The organism is Thalassotalea sp. 1_MG-2023, from assembly GCF_030546745.1.
Classification (GTDB): Bacteria; Pseudomonadota; Gammaproteobacteria; order Enterobacterales; family Alteromonadaceae; genus Thalassotalea_C.
In genome coordinates, this window is record NZ_JAUOPD010000017.1 from 25,015 (window position 1) to 43,229 (window position 18,215).

The window sequence follows — 18,215 nt, forward strand, 5'->3', positions numbered from 1 at the left end:
GCGGCCTTTATACTATCTACTCATGTCTAATTCTTATTAATCTTTGTACCTGACCCCTTAATCTTTAGGGTTATTTTTTCGAGAGTTGAAAGCGTTGGCTCATGATCAGCTTTTTGGTGTATTTATGTTTGGGGTTTCGTAGAACGGCTGTTGTATTACCCATTTCAACGACTTGTCCTTTACATAGCACCATGATGTCGTCACTAAAGTGTCTGACGATACCCAAGTTATGAGAAATCAAAATAAAGCCAAGACCCATTTGTTGTTGTAAATCGAGTAATAGATTTATCATTTGAGAACGTAATGATGGATCTAATGCGGCAAGCGCTTCATCAAGAATGATAACTTGAGGCTCTAAAATAATAGCGCGAGCTAATGAAATACGCTGTTTTTGTCCACCTGAAAACATATGCGGATAAAAATTCATATGCTCTGCAAGTAACCCTACTTTTTTTAAGGTCGCAATGATCAAATCAGTGCGTTGCGCTTCATTTAATTGGGTATTTAAATATAAAGGTTCATCAAGTAACTGTTGAATGGTTAAACTAGGGTTTAACGTTGTGCCAGAATCTTGAAAAATCATCCGTATATGCTGACAGCGTTGTTTAAAATTACCATCTTGAAGTAACTGCGCATTTAATTTAATTGCACCTGTTGTTGGCTTTTCTGCTCCAACTAGAAGCTTAGCAAGCGTTGACTTTCCAGAACCTGCCTCACCGACTATCGCGAGCGTTTTCTGTGCATCCAATGTAAATGAAACAGGCTCCAATGCAGGCACTAAGGTTCGATTAAACCAGCTTTTCGTAATTCGATAGGTTTTACTTAAATTATTTACCTGTAATAAAGCTGTCATTTATAACTATCCTTTAATGAATAATGACAACTTACTTGGTGCCCATGATAATTTTTCACTTTAGGTGCTTGTACACATGCTTTTTGTGCTTTAGGACAACGTGGCCCAAGTCGACAACCTATTGGCAAATGTTGCAAAATAGGAATGCTACCTGGTAACGTCATCAAGCGCGATTTAGCAGGTATCTGCATATTTGCCATAGGGCTGCTATCAACTAATGCGCGAGTGTATGGATGAAACGGCGTGTGAAATATTTGCTCTGTTGTTCCTGCTTCCACAAATTGACCTGAATACATAACCGTTATGTTTTTTGTCCAATGGGTAACATTTTCTAAATCATGGCTAATAAGAAGAATAGACATATTTTTTAATTGATTAAGACTAGCAAGTAGACGAAAGATCTGGTCTTGATTGGTACTTTCCATCGCTGCCGTTGGTTCATCTGCAATCAATAATAGTGGTTTTCGCGCGAGTGCCATGGCTATCATCACTCTTTGGCAAAGCGCTTCTGTTAACTGATGCGGATAGCTATGCACGCACTTCTCGTGGTTTTTAATACCAACTTTGTGTAATAAATTAATTGCAGCAAGTTTTCGTTGTTGTTTGCGTTGCCAAAAAAAGCCGGTTAATTGTTCTCCTGACACAGCTTCCTCAAGTTGTGCACCAATAGTTGTTGTTGGATCTAAACAAGCCATAGGCTCCTGAAAAATTATCGCCACATCTTTGGTAATAATGGCTTTTCTTTCTTCTAATGATAACCGCATTAGATCTTGTCCACGCCAATGAAAACGATCAGCGTCTACTTTCCATTTATCATCTAATACGCCCATAATGGCTTGTGCAAGTAAAGACTTGCCCGATCCAGATTCTCCAACTAGACCGCGAACTTCACCTTCTTTCATGGTTAAACTCACCCGGTCAACCGCTAAAATTGAAGAAGTTGTAGTAAGGAGTCTGATGGATAAATTTCGAATATCAAGTAAGTTCATTAATGTTCTTTCCTGACTTTCAGCGCGTGTCGCATGCCTTCACCGACTAAATTGGTAGCAACAACGGCAAATAAAATTGCAAGCCCAGGTAGATAAACAGTCCACGGCGCGATATAAAATAAATCAATACCATTAGCCAACATTGCTCCCCATTCAGGCATTGGGATAGGCGCACCAAGCCCTAAAAACCCTAAGGTTGCTATGTCTAGTATTGCAGCAGATTGAGCAAGCGTGGCTTGGCTGATCATTTTCTCAATAATATTAGGGTAAATAGAGTAATAAAGAATCCGGATATTGCTTGCACCATCAAGTTTAGATGCAAGTACATAGTCCTTTTTAAATTCTTGTACCACGGCATTTCTTGTAATATGTATAAACTGGGGAATTAGAATGATCACAATAGCCCATAAGGTATTGCTAAGACCTGGCCCTAGAATAGCGACGATAATAATGGCTAGAAGTAAGGATGGAATTGAAAGAATGACATCTAAAAAGTGGTTAAGAAAACTTGATTTTACTCCTTTAGTCAACGCTGAAATAGAACCGATTATCACTCCCACAAACATAGATAAAATGACAACAATAAAACTTAAACCAAAGGTTAACGATGCACCGTGCATTAAACGAGACAGCATATCTCGGCCTAAATTATCAGTTCCCAGCAAATAACTAACATCACCATCATTATGCCACGCAGGCGGAAGCAGAATAGCGTCAAGATTGTTTTCTATTGGCGAATAAGGAGATATGAGAGGTGAAAATATTGCTAACAAGACTAAAAAAATAAAACACCCAAAGCCAATCATCACCGCAGGTGATTGCTTAAAGTTATGCCATAGCTGTACTAATGGTGAAGGAAACTCTTCTTCCGTATACGTTTTATCACGAGCCATACTTAATACCTCGTGCTAATGGATTTAAGCTTGCGTAAATAAAATCTGTAAAAATATGTACAATAAAGATGAAGCTTGATAGCGCTAACAACCCGCCTTGTATTGCAGTATAATCACGCTGGTAAATACTCTGAATTAGCCAATTTCCAATACCAGGCCAGTTGAAAATAACCTCTGTTACCATTGCTAATGTCACTAAATTAGCAAACTGCAAGCCGACATCTCTAATCACATTAACCATCGCATTTTTAATGGCATGTCTAAAAATAAGTTGTTGAAAGGTAAGTCCTTTTGCCATAGCTGCTTTTATATAATGTGAATCTAATACCGTCAACATTGATGTTCTGGCTAATCGTACAAAAACCGTGGCGGGTGCAAGAGCGACAACACAAGCTGGTAATAATATATGCACACTCGCATTTTGAAAAGCTTGCCATTTATATGGGTTATCACTGAATAAAATATCAAAAAATAAAATACCCGTTACTTGTTCAATTTCATAAACTAAACTGATTTGCCCGGCAGAGGGTAACCAAGCGAGTTGAATAGAAAAAATTAAGATGGCAAGTAAAGCGAGCCAAAAAATAGGGATTGAATAGCCGATCATAGAAACCGCTAAAATTATATCGTCTGTTTTTTTTCTATGCCGTATAGCGGCGATAAAACCGATTGGAATGCCAACAACCATGGCGATAATTAAAGCAACAGTCGTAAGCTCTATCGTGGCAGGAAGGTGGCTCATCATTTCATCCATAATAGGAATTCTTGACGCCATAGAAACACCTAGGTCTCCGTTAAAAAGATGTACTAGGTAGCTCCAGTATTGCATGATTAATGATTCATGCTTGTTGTAATCTAACGCAATTAAAGCTATTTGTTCGGGCGTGGCATCTATTTGCCCAGTAACATTGATAATTTGTTCGCCAGGAAAGAAAAAGCTTAAACTAAAGGTTAAAAGCGTCAATACTAACATGGTGAAGAAAAATAAGTTTAAGCGCCTTAACGTAAAAATTAGCATGTTATTGTTTTTCTACCCCACCAAAGCTAATGCCACCAAAGGGATGTAATATATCACCCTTTACTGATATTTTACGTGCTTGAAAGCGCTTAGAGTGTGCAATAGGAAACAGCGGCAATTCTTCAGCGGCTATTTTTTGAGCTTCTCGATACAATGCTTTGCGTTGTTCAACATCCGTGATCTTAAGCGCTCCTTGAAGTAATTTTTCAAACTGTTGGTTACACCAAAATGTTCTATTATTGCCTGTTTCAGCAGAACCACAACTGAGTAGGGGAGTAAAAAAATTATCGGGATCAGGGTGATCAGCCGACCATCCCAACAGTACCGACTGGTGCTCGCCAAGTGCTAAACGTCTTAAGAATTCTTGCCAATTATAGCTAATGATGTTGACGGTTATACCGATTTTTTGCAGATCCGCTTGAATGAGCTTAGCCATTGTTACAGCATCAGGGTTGTAGGCACGTTGCACTGGCATTGCCCATAAATCTATTGTTAAACCATCAGTGATCCCTGCTTGTGTTAATAACAATTCCGCTTGTTCGACAGAGTATTCGATATCATGAGTATCCTCAGCGTAAGCCCAGGAGGAAGGGGGTAGAATTGAATTGGCAGATTCGGCTTTTGCATCACCAAAATATACGGTATCTAAAATCGCCTGTTTGTTAATGGCATGTGCCACCGCTCTGCGTATTAATTTGTTATTAAAAGGTGGCTTTGCGGTATTAAAGCCTAAATAACCAATATTAAAAGCTGTGACATCTTCAAGTGTTAGTAAAGGATTGTTGTTTATTTTTTTATGTGCAATAGGGTAACCAATAACATCACATTCCCCAGCAAGTAATTTAGTTAATCTGCCTGTGTTGCTAGGGGTTATATCAAAAATAAGTTGTTGTAGCTTTGGTTGGCCTTCCCAATATTCTGTATGAGGTTCATATCGAATATAAGAACCAGTTCGATATTCTTTAAATTTATAAGGGCCTGTTCCTATAGGCAATGTATCGATATCTTCTAGTCTATTTGAACGTATTAATAACTCAGCATATTCTCGAGATAAAATTACGGAAAAGTCAGTAGCAAGGTTTGCTAAAAATGAACTGTCAGCACGTTTAAGGTTAAACCTAATCGTGTATTCGTTTATTTTTTCAAGTGACTCGATGACATCAGCAAAGCCAACACTATCGAAAAACGGGTATTTTCCGCCAGAAACATCATGAAAAACTTGGCTAGGATCCAATATGCGGTTGAAGCTAAATAATACGTCATCTGCATTTAAATGCCTTGTGGGCATAAAATATTGTGTATGATGAAAAGCAACGTTTCTTCGCAAATAAAAGGTAATTTTTTTATTGTCTTGTGTTACATGCCATGATTTAGCGATAGAAGGTGTAACCTCGTTAGTAGCCACATCAAACGCAATTAATTGATTGTAAAGTTGTTTTGATGTCGCATCAACTGTGACGCCTGACGTAACGAGTTGAGGATTTAAAATTTCAGGAGATCCTTCGCTACAATAAATCAAGCTTCTTTCACTCAGCGAGTCAGCCTTATAAGAGTCGCAACCCCAAAGAAACATAGCTGATAATGTCACTAATATTCTAAAATATTGACTCGCCGATGTAACTGTCACAAAAAACCTTTACCCTTCGCTATGTTGACTGTCTAACAAGTTGTATTTTTTTAAATAACCACGTAATTGATGATATGTTAATTCTAATGCGTCTGCAGTCTTTTTCTGGTTATATTGACAATTTTCTAATGCAGACTTTATAAGATCCACTTCATATTGCTGAGACAAAGATTTTAACGAAAGTGGAAAGTTAAAACTTGTGCTTAGCTCTGGTGGTTTTTCTACTGTTTTTACTGGAGCTTCTTCTTGTTCTTGCCATTGATTTGGCGCCTGTTGCACAACAACACGATCTTGGGTTTTTACGCGTTGTTTTGGGCGATAAGGAGACTCGAAGGGATCGATTACTAAATCATGTACCGGTAAGTGGGGGTTGTTACACCGATAAACACTACGCTCAACAACATTTTTTAACTCGCGAATATTGCCGGGCCAGTGGTACTCAAGTAATGACCTTTTAGCTTTTTCAGTAAAACCACTAAATAGCTCAAATTCTAATTCACGAGCCATATTTATAGCGAAGTGTTCAGCTAGCATTAAAATATCTTCAAGGCGCTCTCTAAGGGGCGGAAGGGTTATCACGTCAAATGCTAAGCGATCGAGTAAATCAGCTCTAAACTCACCAGAATCAGCCATAGAAGGAAGATCTTCATTTGTTGCAGCAACTAATCGAGCATTTGTTTTAATTGTTCTAGAGCCACCAACACGCTCAAATTCACCATATTCGACTACGCGTAACAATTTCTCTTGAATAAGCCCTGAGGTATTCGCTATCTCGTCAAGGAACAGTGTGCCTTTATCAGCACGTTCGAAGCGTCCTTCATGGCGTTTACTTGCCCCCGTAAATGCACCCCCTTCATGACCAAACAGTTCGGTTTCAAGTAAATTTTCATTTAATGCGGCACAATTTAGTTTAAGATAATTCTGATCCCAGCGTTGAGAAAGGTAATGTAGACGGGCAGCAACGAGCTCTTTACCTGTTCCTCTTTCACCAATAATTAACACGGGTTTACTTAACGGAGCTATTTGTGAGATTTGCTCTAAAACTTCTAAAAAGCTATTTGATTGACCAATGAGATTATCTTGTTGATTGAATCGAGACATTGCTGACCTAATAATTAGTGTTTTTCGCTAACAAATAGTCTATTTCATTAGTACTAGAGAGGGAAGCATTTTTTGCAATGTTGATAAAAATAATTAAAACAACTACTTAAAGATGATTATAATCTTGGCGTAAAATGTGAATACTAGAAAGCATCGCCACACATTTCTAATAGAATGAGGAAGTAAAAATGGGTGTTTTTTCAAGATTTACAGATATTATCAATTCGAATATCAATAGCTTATTAGATAAAGCTGAAGACCCGGAGAAAATGGTACGCCTGATCATTCAGGAAATGGAAGATACCTTAGTAGAGGTTCGCTCTACATCAGCTAAAACGTTAGCCGATAAAAAAGAGTTAGCGCGTCAAGCTGAAAAATTTGAGAACGATGCTGAACAATGGCAAGAAAAAGCGGAGTTAGCATTAAGTAAAAGTCGGGAAGACTTAGCAAGGGCTGCACTTGTAGAAAAGAAAAAATGCAGTGAAAATTCACAAGCATTGCGTGATGAATTAAGCCATGTAGATGAACATATTGCTAAATTACAAGATGAGATATCTCAGTTACAAGAAAAGTTAGCTGATGCAAAAGCACGTCAAAAAGCAATCATCATGCGTGAAAAAACCGCAAATTCTAGACTAAAAGTTAAGCGTAACATCGATTCCGACAAAGTGAATGATGCCTTAAATCGTTTTGATAGTTATGAACGTAAAATTGATGATATTGAAGCGCAAGTAGAAGCTTATGATCTTGGTAGCAAGTCATTAGCCGATGAAATTGCAGAGCTTGAAAACGATGAAAATATAGATGATGAATTGGCACAGTTAAAAGCTAAGATGAAACCAGAACAAAAATCTAAATAACTTAGCTATCAGTAAATTGCTAATCGAATCGGAAGGAGATGTATCGTGGAACAGATTATTTTAGCGCCTGTCATTATTTTTATGATAATCGTAGCCCCTATATGGTTAGTGCTACATTATCGAAGTAAACGACAAATTAGCCAAGGGCTTACTGAAGAAGAGTATCATCAGCTATCTGAATTATCTGAGTTAGCCGATAAAATGGCAGATCGTATCAAAACGCTTGAAGCGATATTAGATGCTGAAACGCCTGATTGGAGAAACAAAGTATGATAAAAAAATGCCGCGGTGAGCTTTTTCGTAACCCAAGTAAAGGTAAAGTTGCAGGCGTTTGTGCAGGAATAGCTGATTACTTTGGCTGGGAAACTTGGTTAGTCCGTATACTTGTTGTATCTGGTGTCTTATTAGGTATGGGTTGGTTTATTGTTATTTATATTGCTGCATGGTTCATATTGGATAAAGCACCATTATCAGCCAAAAGTTCAACAACGAAGCAACAGAGTGCCAAACAACAGGAAAATGACTTTCAAGATGAATTAGCAGCAGAGCCAATAAAAGTTAAGGCTCGTATTTGGCAAGCAGGAGAGCCGCCAAAACAAGCTTTTCATGATATACGTAAAAAGTTTACTATGTTAGAGCGAGAGCTGCAGTTAATGGAACGCTATGTTACCTCACCTGAATTCACGGTTTCTCGTGAAATCAACAAATTATAAAAGCGGTTCATACCGCTTTTTTTTCACTATTTTTCAAATGTTTCTCATATATTTTAATGTGTAAACTGGTTACTATATTCCGTAGGTTTTAATTAAAATAATAATGCCATACCGTGCTAAGTAATGACTTTTTTACACGTGTTGGTATAACCAGTTGATTATCTGAGTTGTAAAACTATGCCTTTAATTGAAAAAGAATTAATAGAAAAAATACGTGTTAAAGCCAATGTGCTTAAACATCGCGCGATAGATCAACATATTAATCTAGCTGTTACTGGGCTTAGTCGAAGTGGTAAAACGGCGTTTATCACTTCCTTAGTAAACCAATTGGTTAATGAAAATGCACAATCTCAAATGACGTTCTTCTCAACCATGCAAGAAGGACGATTTATCGCTGCTAAACGGGTCCCACAAAAAGATTTACATATCGCAAGGTTTGATTATGATTCAGCGGCGCAAGCACTAAGTGAAGAGCCGCCACATTGGCCAGCACCAACAAAAGGGATCAGCCAATTACGTATTGCAATAAAGTATCAACCCAAAGATTCTTTTATTAAGTATACGACAAATGCTGCAACACTCTTTGTAGACATTACTGATTATCCTGGCGAATGGTTATTAGATTTGCCTATGCTAAATCAAACTTACGAAGAATGGAGTCAAGCGACAACAGAGCTTTTATTACAATCGCCCCGTGCTGATGAAGCGGCAAGTTTTTTAAAGCGTATTGAGTCAATATCGCCCTTTGAACCCGTTGATGAACAATTACTAGAAGAAGTTTCGAAACAATATACCCAATTACTGAATACCTTTCGTCATGATTTTGGGTTATCACTTATACAGCCTGGACGTTTTATCTTACCAGGCGATCTTGCCGGCGCACCTATTTTACAATTTTTTCCTTATACACAATTTAAACATATCGATTTAGATCATTATCAAAAAGCGCAAGACGATACGTTAATTGGTATGCTAAGAGCGCGTTATATTGAATACAAAGAACGTGTTGTAAAAGAGTTTTATAAAGAACATTTTGTTAATTTTGATCGGCAAATCATTTTAGCTGATTGCTTAACACCATTGAATAATGGCCACAGCAGCTTTAAAGATTTACAACAAGCAATCACACTGATCACAGAAAGTTTCCGCTATGGTTCGACAAACTTTATATCACGATTATTTTCTCCTAAGATAGATAAGTTATTATTTGCTGCGACAAAGTCAGATCATGTAACACCTGAGCAACACAGTAATTTAACTTCTTTACTCACACAGCTAGTACACCCAGTTCGACAGAAAACAAATTTTGATAATATTAATACCGAAACACTCGCTATATCATCGGTTAAAGCAACACAGTTTGGTAAAAGTCAGCACCAAGGGAAACAAATACCCGTTGTTCGTGGTAATCAATTATCTGATTTTAAGGAAATTACGCTGTATCCAGGTATGGTACCGAAAGAACTTCCTGCAAAGTCTTATTGGCAAGATTATCAATTTAAATTTGTGCCTTTTGCTCCGTTGGTTTCCACGGGGTTACATCAGCCTTTTCAACATATTCGCATGGATCAAGTACTAGAGTTTTTATTGGGAGATAAGATGAAATGACCCAAGATAAAGAAAAATATCAACAGCAAATATTATTTGAAGAATCAACGTTACATACCGAAGACGATAAAAGTTTACCAGAACCGGTAGAGCAAATTATTATCGAGCAAGATAACTTTGAACCCCTTGCTGACGATGATGAAAGCATTGAAATCGTTAAAGAACAAACAATCAGTAAATCGCCATCTCGATGGTTACTCAAGAGCGGTTTATTGTTATTAACAGTATTATTATTTATTGAAGCAAGTTTGTTCTTTATTGAAGGTTTTGAGAATGAACCTTTTATTACCGGGTTGTATGCGGCTTTATTCGCTGTCATTTTTTTAATGTGCTCTCGCACCATATATCAGGAAGTTAAAGGATTACGTGCTTTAAAGAAAAGAACATCTACGCGGCAATCATTTCATGAACTTCGTGAAAATAATTCATCAAAATCAGCGAGAGCTTTATGCGATAAAGTGGCGGATAAAATGCCATGCGATGCAAAAGAAAATGTGCTGAACTCATGGTCATCTTCAATTGCAGAAGAGATGACAGATAAAGAAGTTATCTCGTTATTTTCTAAACAAGTCTTGCTGCCAGCTGATCAAAAAGTATTAGATAAAATTAGTAGATATTCCACAGAAGCGGTTGTTCTTGTGTCGTTAAGTCCTATTGCTCTTGTGGATATGGGGCTGATGTTTTGGCGCAACATTAAAATGATTAACGAAATATCAAGCTTGTATGGTTTGCAAATCGGCTATTGGTCACGTATTAAGTTGATCAAGCAAGTGTTTGTCAATATGGTTTATGCTGGCGCATCAGAGCTGATAGCTGATGTAGGTGCTGATTTAGTTGGCGCTGACTTATTAGGTAAACTTTCGGCACGTTTGGCACAGGGGCTTGGTGCGGGTATGTTAACTGCTAGGCTAGGGTTGCAAACGATGAAGCTTTGCCGACCAATAGCGTTCGAACAAAAAGAAGCACCTAAATTACGTACTATTCGTAAACAAATCGTGTCAAAGATTGTATCTCTATCAAAAAAATCTTGAATAAAATACGGATAAAAACAATTAAAATAGGTACTTTTGAGACAATTATTCTTGTTTAAACAGTCAGTTAATGGTGGATGTCAATTAAAGTGTAATCATATTTTTACAAAGTGAGTTTCTCTCTATTTGTTTGCCGAATTAAATTTGGTGATTTTTACTGTCGTTATCGCTTAATATGTCTGTCATCTATAATAAAGGCAACACGCCTTAACTTAGCGCAATAAGAACAGTAAGAATGTGCTGAGTTTATAAATTTAAGGTTACAACATGGCTAAGAGCAGCGCATACGTGTCGAAATATCCCGATGAAGATGGGAACATTCAATGGAGTGATGAAGAAAATAGCATTTGGCATGACTTGATCACCAGACAGTTGTCATGCATTCAAGGTACGGCGTGTGATGAATATATCGCAGGGTTTGAGAAATTAAAGTTACCAACAGATCGTATTCCACAACTGGAAGAAGTAAGTAAGGTGTTAAGAGCTGAAACGGGTTGGCAATGTGAGCCTGTACCAGCATTGATTGGATTTGGAGAGTTTTTTCGTTTGCTCTCTGAAAAGAAATTTCCGGTCGCAACGTTTATTCGTACTCGAGAAGAATTTGACTATTTACAAGAACCAGACATTTTTCACGAAATATTTGGTCATTGCCCTTTATTAACAAATCCTTCGTTTGCTGACTATACAGAAGCGTATGGAAAAATGGGGCTTAATGCCACAAAAGAACAACGCGTGTTCCTTGCGAGATTGTATTGGTTTACCGTTGAGTTTGGTTTACTTGATACCCCAGAAGGGTTACGCGTATACGGCGGCGGTATTATTTCTTCACCTACGGAAACTGAATATGCGCTAAATGATAAAAATGTTGAAAGAAAAACGTTGTCCTTTGATAGCGTACTTGATGTACTTCGTACACCTTATCGCATTGATATTCTACAGCCTGTATATTATATGTTAACTAAAGTTACGGATCTTGACGAGATCAGAAAATATGAAATCGAAGATATATTCGAATTGATCGAGCAAGCAAAGTCACTCGGTTTACACGAAGCAAAATTTCCTCCTAAAGAAGAAAAGCAAGCGAGTTAAGGATAAATAAAATGAGTTCAGAGTTATCAACACAAAAATGTGAAGCGTGTCATGCCGACGCTCCTAAAGTTACAGACGAAGAGTTACAAACATTAATGTCTCAAATACCTGATTGGGTACCTGAAGTCAGAGATGGCGTAATGATGTTAGAACGTGTGTATAAATTTAAAAATTATAAATTAGCTTGGGCATTCGCAAATAAAGTATCAACGTTAGCGGAAGAAGAGTTTCATCACCCAGCCATTTTATTGGAGTGGGGTAAGGTAACAGTAACGTGGTGGTCACACGCTATTAAAGGGCTGCATAAGAATGATTTTATTTGTGCGGCTAAAACTGACGCCTTATTGTAATACTTAGTTACATTAATTACATAAAGCTCTCCACACTGGGGGGCTTTTTTTTGTTGTAAAAATTAGTTTACAATAAAGCTTTAAGCATGATGAGTTTGAGGAAACGTTTATGCGATTAGAAATAGGTTGTTTAGATCGCGTTGGCATAGCACAAGATGTTTTAAGCATATTTGTAGAACGTAGTATTGATTTACGTGGTATCGAATTAGAACAGCCCGGAAGAATTTTCATCAATATACCTGATTTAGATTTTTCTGAATTGCAAACATTCATGCCGCAGTTACGTTTAATAGAAGGGGTAGAAGATGTTAAAACAACGCCTTATATGCCTTCTGAACGTGAAAAAAATGAGCTTTCTACGTTAATTAAAACGTTTCCCGATCCCTTTGTTTCTATTGATGCAAAAGGAAACATTAGAATTGTTAACCACGTAACAGCGAGTATTATTGGTTGCAGTAACGGTGAAATTGTTGGTCAACATGTGAGCCAGTGGCTTAAAGGTTTTAATTTTAATCGTTGGCTTGACAGTGAAGAAGTCTTAGCACAAACAAGACGGCTCAAATTTATTGATGATGATTATGTTGCCGACATTATGCCTATTCATATTCAAGGCATTGATGGCGAGGTTATTCTTGCCGGTGCGGTCCTGATTTTAAAATCAGAAATTCGCTTAGGTCAACAGATGAGTGCATTTAAGCAGGCAAATGAAAATAATTTTGCTGGCATTCAGGCAAGTAGCGGTGCAATGCGTAAGGTGATTCGCGAAGCGAAAAGAATGTCGTTGCTTGAATCCTCAATGTTACTTGTTGGTGAAACTGGCACAGGTAAAGAGTTAATTGCTCGCGCATGCCATGCTGCGAGTGATCGTGCAGATAAACCCTTTATGACGCTTAACTGTGCTTCATTACCAGATGAGGCAGCAGAGACTGAATTATTTGGTATGGGATCGAACAACCCTGAACTGATTAAAAAAGGGTTGTTTGAACTAGCTGGTGGCGGAACCATCTTTCTTGATGAAGTAGGAGAGATGTCGCCAAAACTTCAGATTAAGCTTTTGCGAGTGATACAGGATGGTATTTTTAGGCGAGTTGATGATGAGAAAGAAATCAATGTAAACGTTCGATTTATCAGTTCCACCAACCATGATTTATTAACCATGGTGCAGCAAGGTGAATTTAGGGAAGATTTATATTATCGCTTAAATGTACTGGGGTTGAACATTCCATCATTAAGAGAGCGGCGTTCTGATATTATTCCTTTGGCGGAATATTTTATTGCAAAATTTGGTCAACGAATTGGTAAAGGCAGCATCAATATGTCTGATGATTGTCGTGACTTTATTGAGCACTACCCCTGGCCTGGCAATGTCAGGCAATTAGAAAATGTGTTGATCAGGGCTGTATCATTAATGGAAGGTAATCTTATTCAAACATCACACCTTCAATTGCCGGCATATACACGAGAACATGGTTATCTAGAACAAGAGTTTGAAGGTACGTTAGATGCGGCGGTGAAAGGCTTTGAAGCTGATCTATTAAGAAAGCTATACCCTGCCTACCCTAGCACGCGTCAGTTAGCAAAAAAGCTGGGATTGAGTCATACGGCTATCGCTAATAAGTTACGTGAATATGATATCAATAAAAAAACCGTGAAAATTTAGTTTATCGATTGGCATTACTGTAAAGCAACCATAACAACGGTTGCTTTTTTATTATGACTAAATCATTGGTCTTTAAATACGTTTCTTTTATTATTTGATTTTTGAAGGTGATATTTATATGAAATTGTATGGCTATTGGCGCTCTTCTGCGGCCTATCGCGTAAGAATTACACTTAATTTGAAGGATATTCCGTACGAAACAATTCCTGTTCACTTGGTTAAGGCAGGGGGAGAACAGCATCTAAAAAATTATGTTGATATGAATCCTACCCATTTAGTACCAACCTTAGAAGATAACGGTTTTATTTTAAATCAATCTATCGCGATTATTGACTATCTCGACGCAAAATTTCCACAGCCTGCTGTTTATCCTAGCGCTGTGCAAGATAAAGCTTTAGTGCAAGCGTTAATGTTTGACATTGCGTGTGAGATACATCCTGTGAATAATTTGCGCGTACAACAATATTTAGCGAACGAGTTAAATTGTACTGATCAAGATAAACTACGTTGGTCACATCACTGGATGCATATAGGCTTTACTGCAATTGAAGCAAAATTAAGTAAAACAGCTGGCAGGTACTGTTTTGGCGATGATATTACCATCGCTGACATTTGTTTGGTGCCACAAGTATACAACGCGAAGCGCTTTAACCTTGATATGACACCATACCCTTTAATTAATAGCATCACGAACAATTGCAATGAATTGCCTGCATTTAGCCAAGCGTTACCTGAAAACCAAAAAGATGCGCTATAAAAATGCAGTATTGCTTTGTTTTTAAGACAATAATGTATCGAAATTGCAAGAAAGTGTGAACAATAAACAAATGTTACTTGAAACCTTGGTTAAAAAGCGTTGCAATAGAGAGGGTGTAACCAATTTAAATGTTGTACACTCTTTTTTCATCGAAGTTTTTTAATCAGGGGAAGTATGGATAAATCATCATCTAATCAGTCATCAACACCTTGGCCTCTCGTTATTGGTATTATCATTGTGGTTGTGGCAATGTTGTTATGGTTTCTTCTTGATGAACCAGCTCAGAAAGAGAGTAAACCATCAGAACCAACTGTTGTGGAAGTTGAGCAACCGGTTGAACCAGAACCAATACCGCTTCCTGAACCGCCAATTGAGCCAGAAGTTGTAGTGCCAGAGCCTGTAGAGCCAATAGCGCCTGAACCGACAAAGCCTTTATTGCCAACGCTTAATGAAAGTGATCAGTGGCTTCAAGAGAAGTTACCCAGCATTACTTGGCGTAAAGAATTGCTTAAATTGGTCATCGACGATGATATGATCCGCCGTTTTGTTGTTTTTACTGATAATTTTTCTCAAGGGTTATTAGCTTACGAACATAGCCCTTTAATTAAACCTACTACGTCTTTTTCTGCAAAAGAAATCAATGAAGATGATCAAATAGTGATCAAATGGGATGAAACTACATCAAGACGTTTTAGTTTATATGTAGACTTATTACGCTCGGTAGATACAGACACGTTAGTTTCTTGGTATTTTGAATTAAAACCACTGATTAACGAAGCTTATAGAGAGCTGGGCTATCCAGAAGAAAACTTCACTGATATTTTGCAAGACTCAATTACCAAAGTGCTCGATATGGAAATTCCTAAAGAGCGCTTAGAACTTGTTCGCCCAAGTGTTATGTACCAATTTAAAGATGAATCTTATGAAAGCTTGGATGATGCAGAAAAGTTAATGCTAAGAATAGGTAAAGAAAATTTACTAGTAATTAAGTCTGTGCTATTAGAAATCAGTGAAAAGCTATCCAGAGCGAGAGAAAACCAAGAAAACGATTAACTTTTAGCCGATCAATCTAGAGTTGATCGGTTGTTCTTGCAACTCAGTGAATGTTTAGCGATAATCCTCGCCGCTATTATAGCATCTATGGTGACCCTTACGGTCCCTTCGCAATGATACTCTGTGAACTCGGCCAGGTCCGGAAGGAAGCAACCGCAGCAGACGACTCATGTGCCGGAGTGTGGCTGTTTGGGTTGCCACCCAAATTCTCATCTGAAACTATATGCCTTGAATCAATTCCGATGTTGCTTCATAAACTCTAAAGCTTTACTTACCGCAACCTTTACTTTACTTTCCATTTCAAATCGCTCAGATGCAGGAAGATAGAAGGCCATATCCACTTCATGGCGAATATAACGACATGGCAGTTGATTCAGCACGACACAAGTTAAGTCAGCGATAAAATCAGCATCATGTGTTTCTTCTAGTTTTAATGCGGCGAAATGTTGAACAACGAGTTTTTCATAATAATTGTGAATATCATCAGCAATTTTCATTGTGACCTCAAGGTGTTAAAGACTAAAATCTTTATAACCATAGCAAAGCAAACGCCTAAAGCCTAGCGTGTGTTGTTCTTTGGTGTACTTTTTTGTTGCAAAATTTGCATGATGTAAACAAGGATTAGTGACTCGTTACATTACGTTGAAAATGATAAGGTAATAGAACTGGGGGGAAATATGCTGCCCTAATAGGGGAAACTTAAAAAACTTCGTTTATTACTGCTGACTTTCTGTTGTAACGACTATGCCGTGAACTAGTGCCATGAACGTATGTTTTGAATCTGATCAAAGAGCAGAACACTATATGACATTAGCGTTTTTCACTCATTTCAATTTGCCGTTCAATTTTACTGATTGCTTGCCTACAGCGTCCAAGACGTTGATGAAGCGTTAACACTTGTTGAGATAAATTTTCTTGGGTTGCGTTGTTGGCGTTGTGTAGTTCAATTTCTTTTAGCTCAAGCATCTCCATAAGTCGTCGTTCAAATTCATGTGTTTCTGCTAATTTTTGATGTAAGTGATGTGAAGTGTTTAATACTTGCTTCGCTGCCTTTTTAAAGTATTTAGCACGATTTTTCTGTGAGAATTGCTGTTCTATTTGTTGTTGTCTACCTTGGGCATGAAAAGCAGTAGTAAGTGCATTTATTTGTTGTTCTATTGTTTTTAATTCATTAAAAACAAAATCATTGTGTTCTTGACGATCGATCAAACGTGAAACATGATGAACTTTCTTTTTTACTTCAAGTGAATAGGGGAGGTAAGTATCCGCTTGAGAAGTAAATAATGGCGGTGAAAATACGTGTTTAGTATTATGTTGTTTCGCTTTTTTTGCCGCAAGTTGATCATCAATTGCCTGCGCTTCCGCGACCAACTGCTTAACGATTTCCTCTAGCTTATTAAGCGTATGTAACGTTGGTGTACTAACCATTGAACCACGCCTGATAAGCAAGATTTATTGACATTATAATGACAACGGTAATAAAGATAGGACGAATAAACTTTGTGCCAAATTTGATCGCCCAATGTGACCCAACCCAAGAGCCCAGCATAATAAACAATCCCATTGACACACCTAGTAAGAAGTTAACATAACCTAAATAAATAAACGTTAACAAACTGCATAAATTACTCACAAAATTAGTTGACCTAGCAAGCCCACAACTTAAAAGAATATTAATTTTATATAATGCACTTGAAGTCGCTGTCCAGAATGCTCCGGTACCAGGGCCAGCAACGCCATCATAAAAACCTAAAACTAACCCTTGCGTACTCTGTTTAATTTTTAATGATCTATTTTTATCTGGCAACTGGTTGTTTTCATAAACAATGTTTTTTGAAAATAGTGTATAAGCTGCTGTGAACATAATAAGGATAGGTAAAGCTTTATCTAATAAATGTACAGGTAAATAATCTACGACGATTGTACCTAGAACTGCGCCAATCGCTGTCATGATGATAGACACTCGCCAAAAGCGTATATTAAACAATTTCTTTCGATAAAAAGTGATTGATGCGGTAAGTGAACCGAAAGATGCAGCCAGCTTGTTGGTACCTAATGCAAGATGTGGAGGTAAACCAACGGTTAACAATGCTGGAATGGTTAACATGCCACCCCCGCCTGCAATAGCATCAATTAAACCGGCTAAAAATCCGATACCGCAGAGCATGAGCCAAAGGTTAGGTTCGAGAGCAATTTCCATGAAGATAGGTAAATTATGACAACGTATGTTTCAAAGGCGTAATATTATCACATTTAATTTTTTACCTATATAACCAATCAATACATTTAGTAACTTAACCTTTCGATTTAACAAATCTAACCGCTTTCCTGTAAAGAAGTCGAAACAAAAAACAATGACCTTGGTAAAAATGTGGATATAAAGTACGAATAAAAGGCTATTTTTGAAAATAGGTGAAGCCATAAGAATAATAACGGCTATGTATTGTCATTTTCTTATAGATAAATTCAATAATATCAGTGGGTAATTCTGAATGACGTCAGAAAAATAACTGTCTTAGAATACATCTAAACACTCAATAATGAGTTAATAAATTTGGATATCGTTACAATTAAATTTGACTTACTACGAATGAATTAGTAAAACATAGGGTA

Annotated in this window: 19 protein-coding genes and 1 other RNA gene; 11 read left to right on the forward strand and 9 right to left on the reverse strand. The window is 37.5% G+C overall.

The annotated features are described in order from the left end of the window. Window positions 1–70: 70 nt before the first annotated feature. From Q4489_RS13265 to pspF, 6 genes are read right to left on the reverse strand one after another with little or no spacing between them, the layout of a single operon-like run. Window positions 71–853: an ATP-binding cassette domain-containing protein gene (locus Q4489_RS13265; protein ID WP_303481132.1), complete on the reverse strand. Its 783-nt coding sequence runs from the start codon at window positions 851–853 to the stop codon at window positions 71–73. Next, entirely contained in the window at window positions 850–1,842 is a 993-nt protein-coding gene (locus Q4489_RS13270; protein WP_074499442.1) for an oligopeptide/dipeptide ABC transporter ATP-binding protein, read from the reverse strand. The genes Q4489_RS13265 and Q4489_RS13270 overlap by 4 nt, the downstream gene beginning before the upstream one ends. Continuing rightward, the gene (locus Q4489_RS13275) at window positions 1,842–2,735 is read right to left on the reverse strand and encodes an ABC transporter permease subunit (protein ID WP_074499441.1); all 894 of its coding nucleotides are present in this window, start codon (window positions 2,733–2,735) and stop codon (window positions 1,842–1,844) included. The genes Q4489_RS13270 and Q4489_RS13275 overlap by 1 nt, the downstream gene beginning before the upstream one ends. Further along, window positions 2,725–3,753: an ABC transporter permease subunit gene (locus Q4489_RS13280; protein ID WP_303481135.1), complete on the reverse strand. Its 1,029-nt coding sequence runs from the start codon at window positions 3,751–3,753 to the stop codon at window positions 2,725–2,727. The genes Q4489_RS13275 and Q4489_RS13280 overlap by 11 nt, the downstream gene beginning before the upstream one ends. A 1-nt stretch (window position 3,754) precedes the next feature. Further along, a complete protein-coding gene (locus Q4489_RS13285; RefSeq protein ID WP_303481137.1) occupies window positions 3,755–5,380 on the reverse strand; it encodes an ABC transporter substrate-binding protein in 1,626 nt (541 codons plus the stop codon). Between the two features lie 9 nt (window positions 5,381–5,389). Further along, window positions 5,390–6,481 carry a phage shock protein operon transcriptional activator gene (gene pspF, locus Q4489_RS13290; protein WP_303481138.1) on the reverse strand — a complete coding sequence of 364 codons (1,092 nt, stop codon included), beginning with the start codon at window positions 6,479–6,481 and terminating at the stop codon, window positions 5,390–5,392. A gap of 188 nt (window positions 6,482–6,669) precedes the next feature. Between pspF and pspA the strand changes: the two genes are divergently transcribed. The 11 genes from pspA (at window position 6,670) to ffs (ending at window position 15,796) form a co-directional block, all read left to right on the forward strand. Continuing rightward, window positions 6,670–7,341, forward strand: a complete 672-nt coding sequence (gene pspA / locus Q4489_RS13295; RefSeq protein ID WP_303481140.1) for a phage shock protein PspA — start codon at window positions 6,670–6,672, stop codon at window positions 7,339–7,341. Between the two features lie 42 nt (window positions 7,342–7,383). Next, window positions 7,384–7,614: an envelope stress response membrane protein PspB gene (pspB, locus tag Q4489_RS13300; protein ID WP_303481208.1), complete on the forward strand. Its 231-nt coding sequence runs from the start codon at window positions 7,384–7,386 to the stop codon at window positions 7,612–7,614. Further along, window positions 7,611–8,054 carry an envelope stress response membrane protein PspC gene (gene pspC, locus Q4489_RS13305; protein ID WP_303481142.1) on the forward strand — a complete coding sequence of 148 codons (444 nt, stop codon included), beginning with the start codon at window positions 7,611–7,613 and terminating at the stop codon, window positions 8,052–8,054. Before pspB ends, pspC begins: the two co-directional genes overlap by 4 nt. A 177-nt stretch (window positions 8,055–8,231) precedes the next feature. Further along, on the forward strand, window positions 8,232–9,662 hold the full coding sequence (locus tag Q4489_RS13310) for a YcjX family protein (RefSeq protein WP_303481144.1): 1,431 nt from the start codon (window positions 8,232–8,234) through the stop codon (window positions 9,660–9,662). Beyond that, window positions 9,659–10,693, forward strand: coding sequence for a YcjF family protein (locus Q4489_RS13315; protein ID WP_303481146.1), 1,035 nt, complete (start codon window positions 9,659–9,661; stop codon window positions 10,691–10,693). The genes Q4489_RS13310 and Q4489_RS13315 overlap by 4 nt, the downstream gene beginning before the upstream one ends. Window positions 10,694–10,960: 267 nt before the next feature. Beyond that, window positions 10,961–11,782: a phenylalanine 4-monooxygenase gene (phhA, locus tag Q4489_RS13320; protein WP_303481148.1), complete on the forward strand. Its 822-nt coding sequence runs from the start codon at window positions 10,961–10,963 to the stop codon at window positions 11,780–11,782. Between the two features lie 11 nt (window positions 11,783–11,793). Beyond that, a complete protein-coding gene (locus Q4489_RS13325; protein ID WP_074499432.1) occupies window positions 11,794–12,132 on the forward strand; it encodes a 4a-hydroxytetrahydrobiopterin dehydratase in 339 nt (112 codons plus the stop codon). A gap of 109 nt (window positions 12,133–12,241) precedes the next feature. Further along, window positions 12,242–13,792, forward strand: coding sequence for a transcriptional regulator TyrR (gene tyrR, locus Q4489_RS13330; RefSeq protein ID WP_303481150.1), 1,551 nt, complete (start codon window positions 12,242–12,244; stop codon window positions 13,790–13,792). A gap of 118 nt (window positions 13,793–13,910) precedes the next feature. Beyond that, a complete protein-coding gene (maiA, locus tag Q4489_RS13335; RefSeq protein WP_303481152.1) occupies window positions 13,911–14,549 on the forward strand; it encodes a maleylacetoacetate isomerase in 639 nt (212 codons plus the stop codon). Window positions 14,550–14,723: 174 nt separating this feature from the next. After that, window positions 14,724–15,602 (forward strand): DUF3014 domain-containing protein, encoded by an 879-nt coding sequence (locus Q4489_RS13340; protein WP_303481154.1) that lies wholly within the window; start codon window positions 14,724–14,726, stop codon window positions 15,600–15,602. Window positions 15,603–15,699: 97 nt separating this feature from the next. After that, window positions 15,700–15,796: signal recognition particle sRNA small type (ffs, locus tag Q4489_RS13345), an RNA gene on the forward strand. 39 nt (window positions 15,797–15,835) lie between these two features. On the opposite strand, the gene Q4489_RS13350 is transcribed toward ffs, so the two are convergent. The 3 genes from Q4489_RS13350 to Q4489_RS13360 all read right to left on the reverse strand — a co-directional run bounded on the left by Q4489_RS13350 (window position 15,836) and on the right by Q4489_RS13360 (window position 17,802). Then, window positions 15,836–16,099: a late competence development ComFB family protein gene (locus Q4489_RS13350; protein WP_074499428.1), complete on the reverse strand. Its 264-nt coding sequence runs from the start codon at window positions 16,097–16,099 to the stop codon at window positions 15,836–15,838. Between the two features lie 313 nt (window positions 16,100–16,412). Then, window positions 16,413–17,030 (reverse strand): primosomal replication protein PriC, encoded by a 618-nt coding sequence (priC, locus tag Q4489_RS13355; RefSeq protein WP_303481157.1) that lies wholly within the window; start codon window positions 17,028–17,030, stop codon window positions 16,413–16,415. Further along, entirely contained in the window at window positions 17,023–17,802 is a 780-nt protein-coding gene (locus Q4489_RS13360) for a TSUP family transporter (protein WP_303481159.1), read from the reverse strand. Before Q4489_RS13360 ends, priC begins: the two co-directional genes overlap by 8 nt. Window positions 17,803–18,215: the final 413 nt, after the last annotated feature.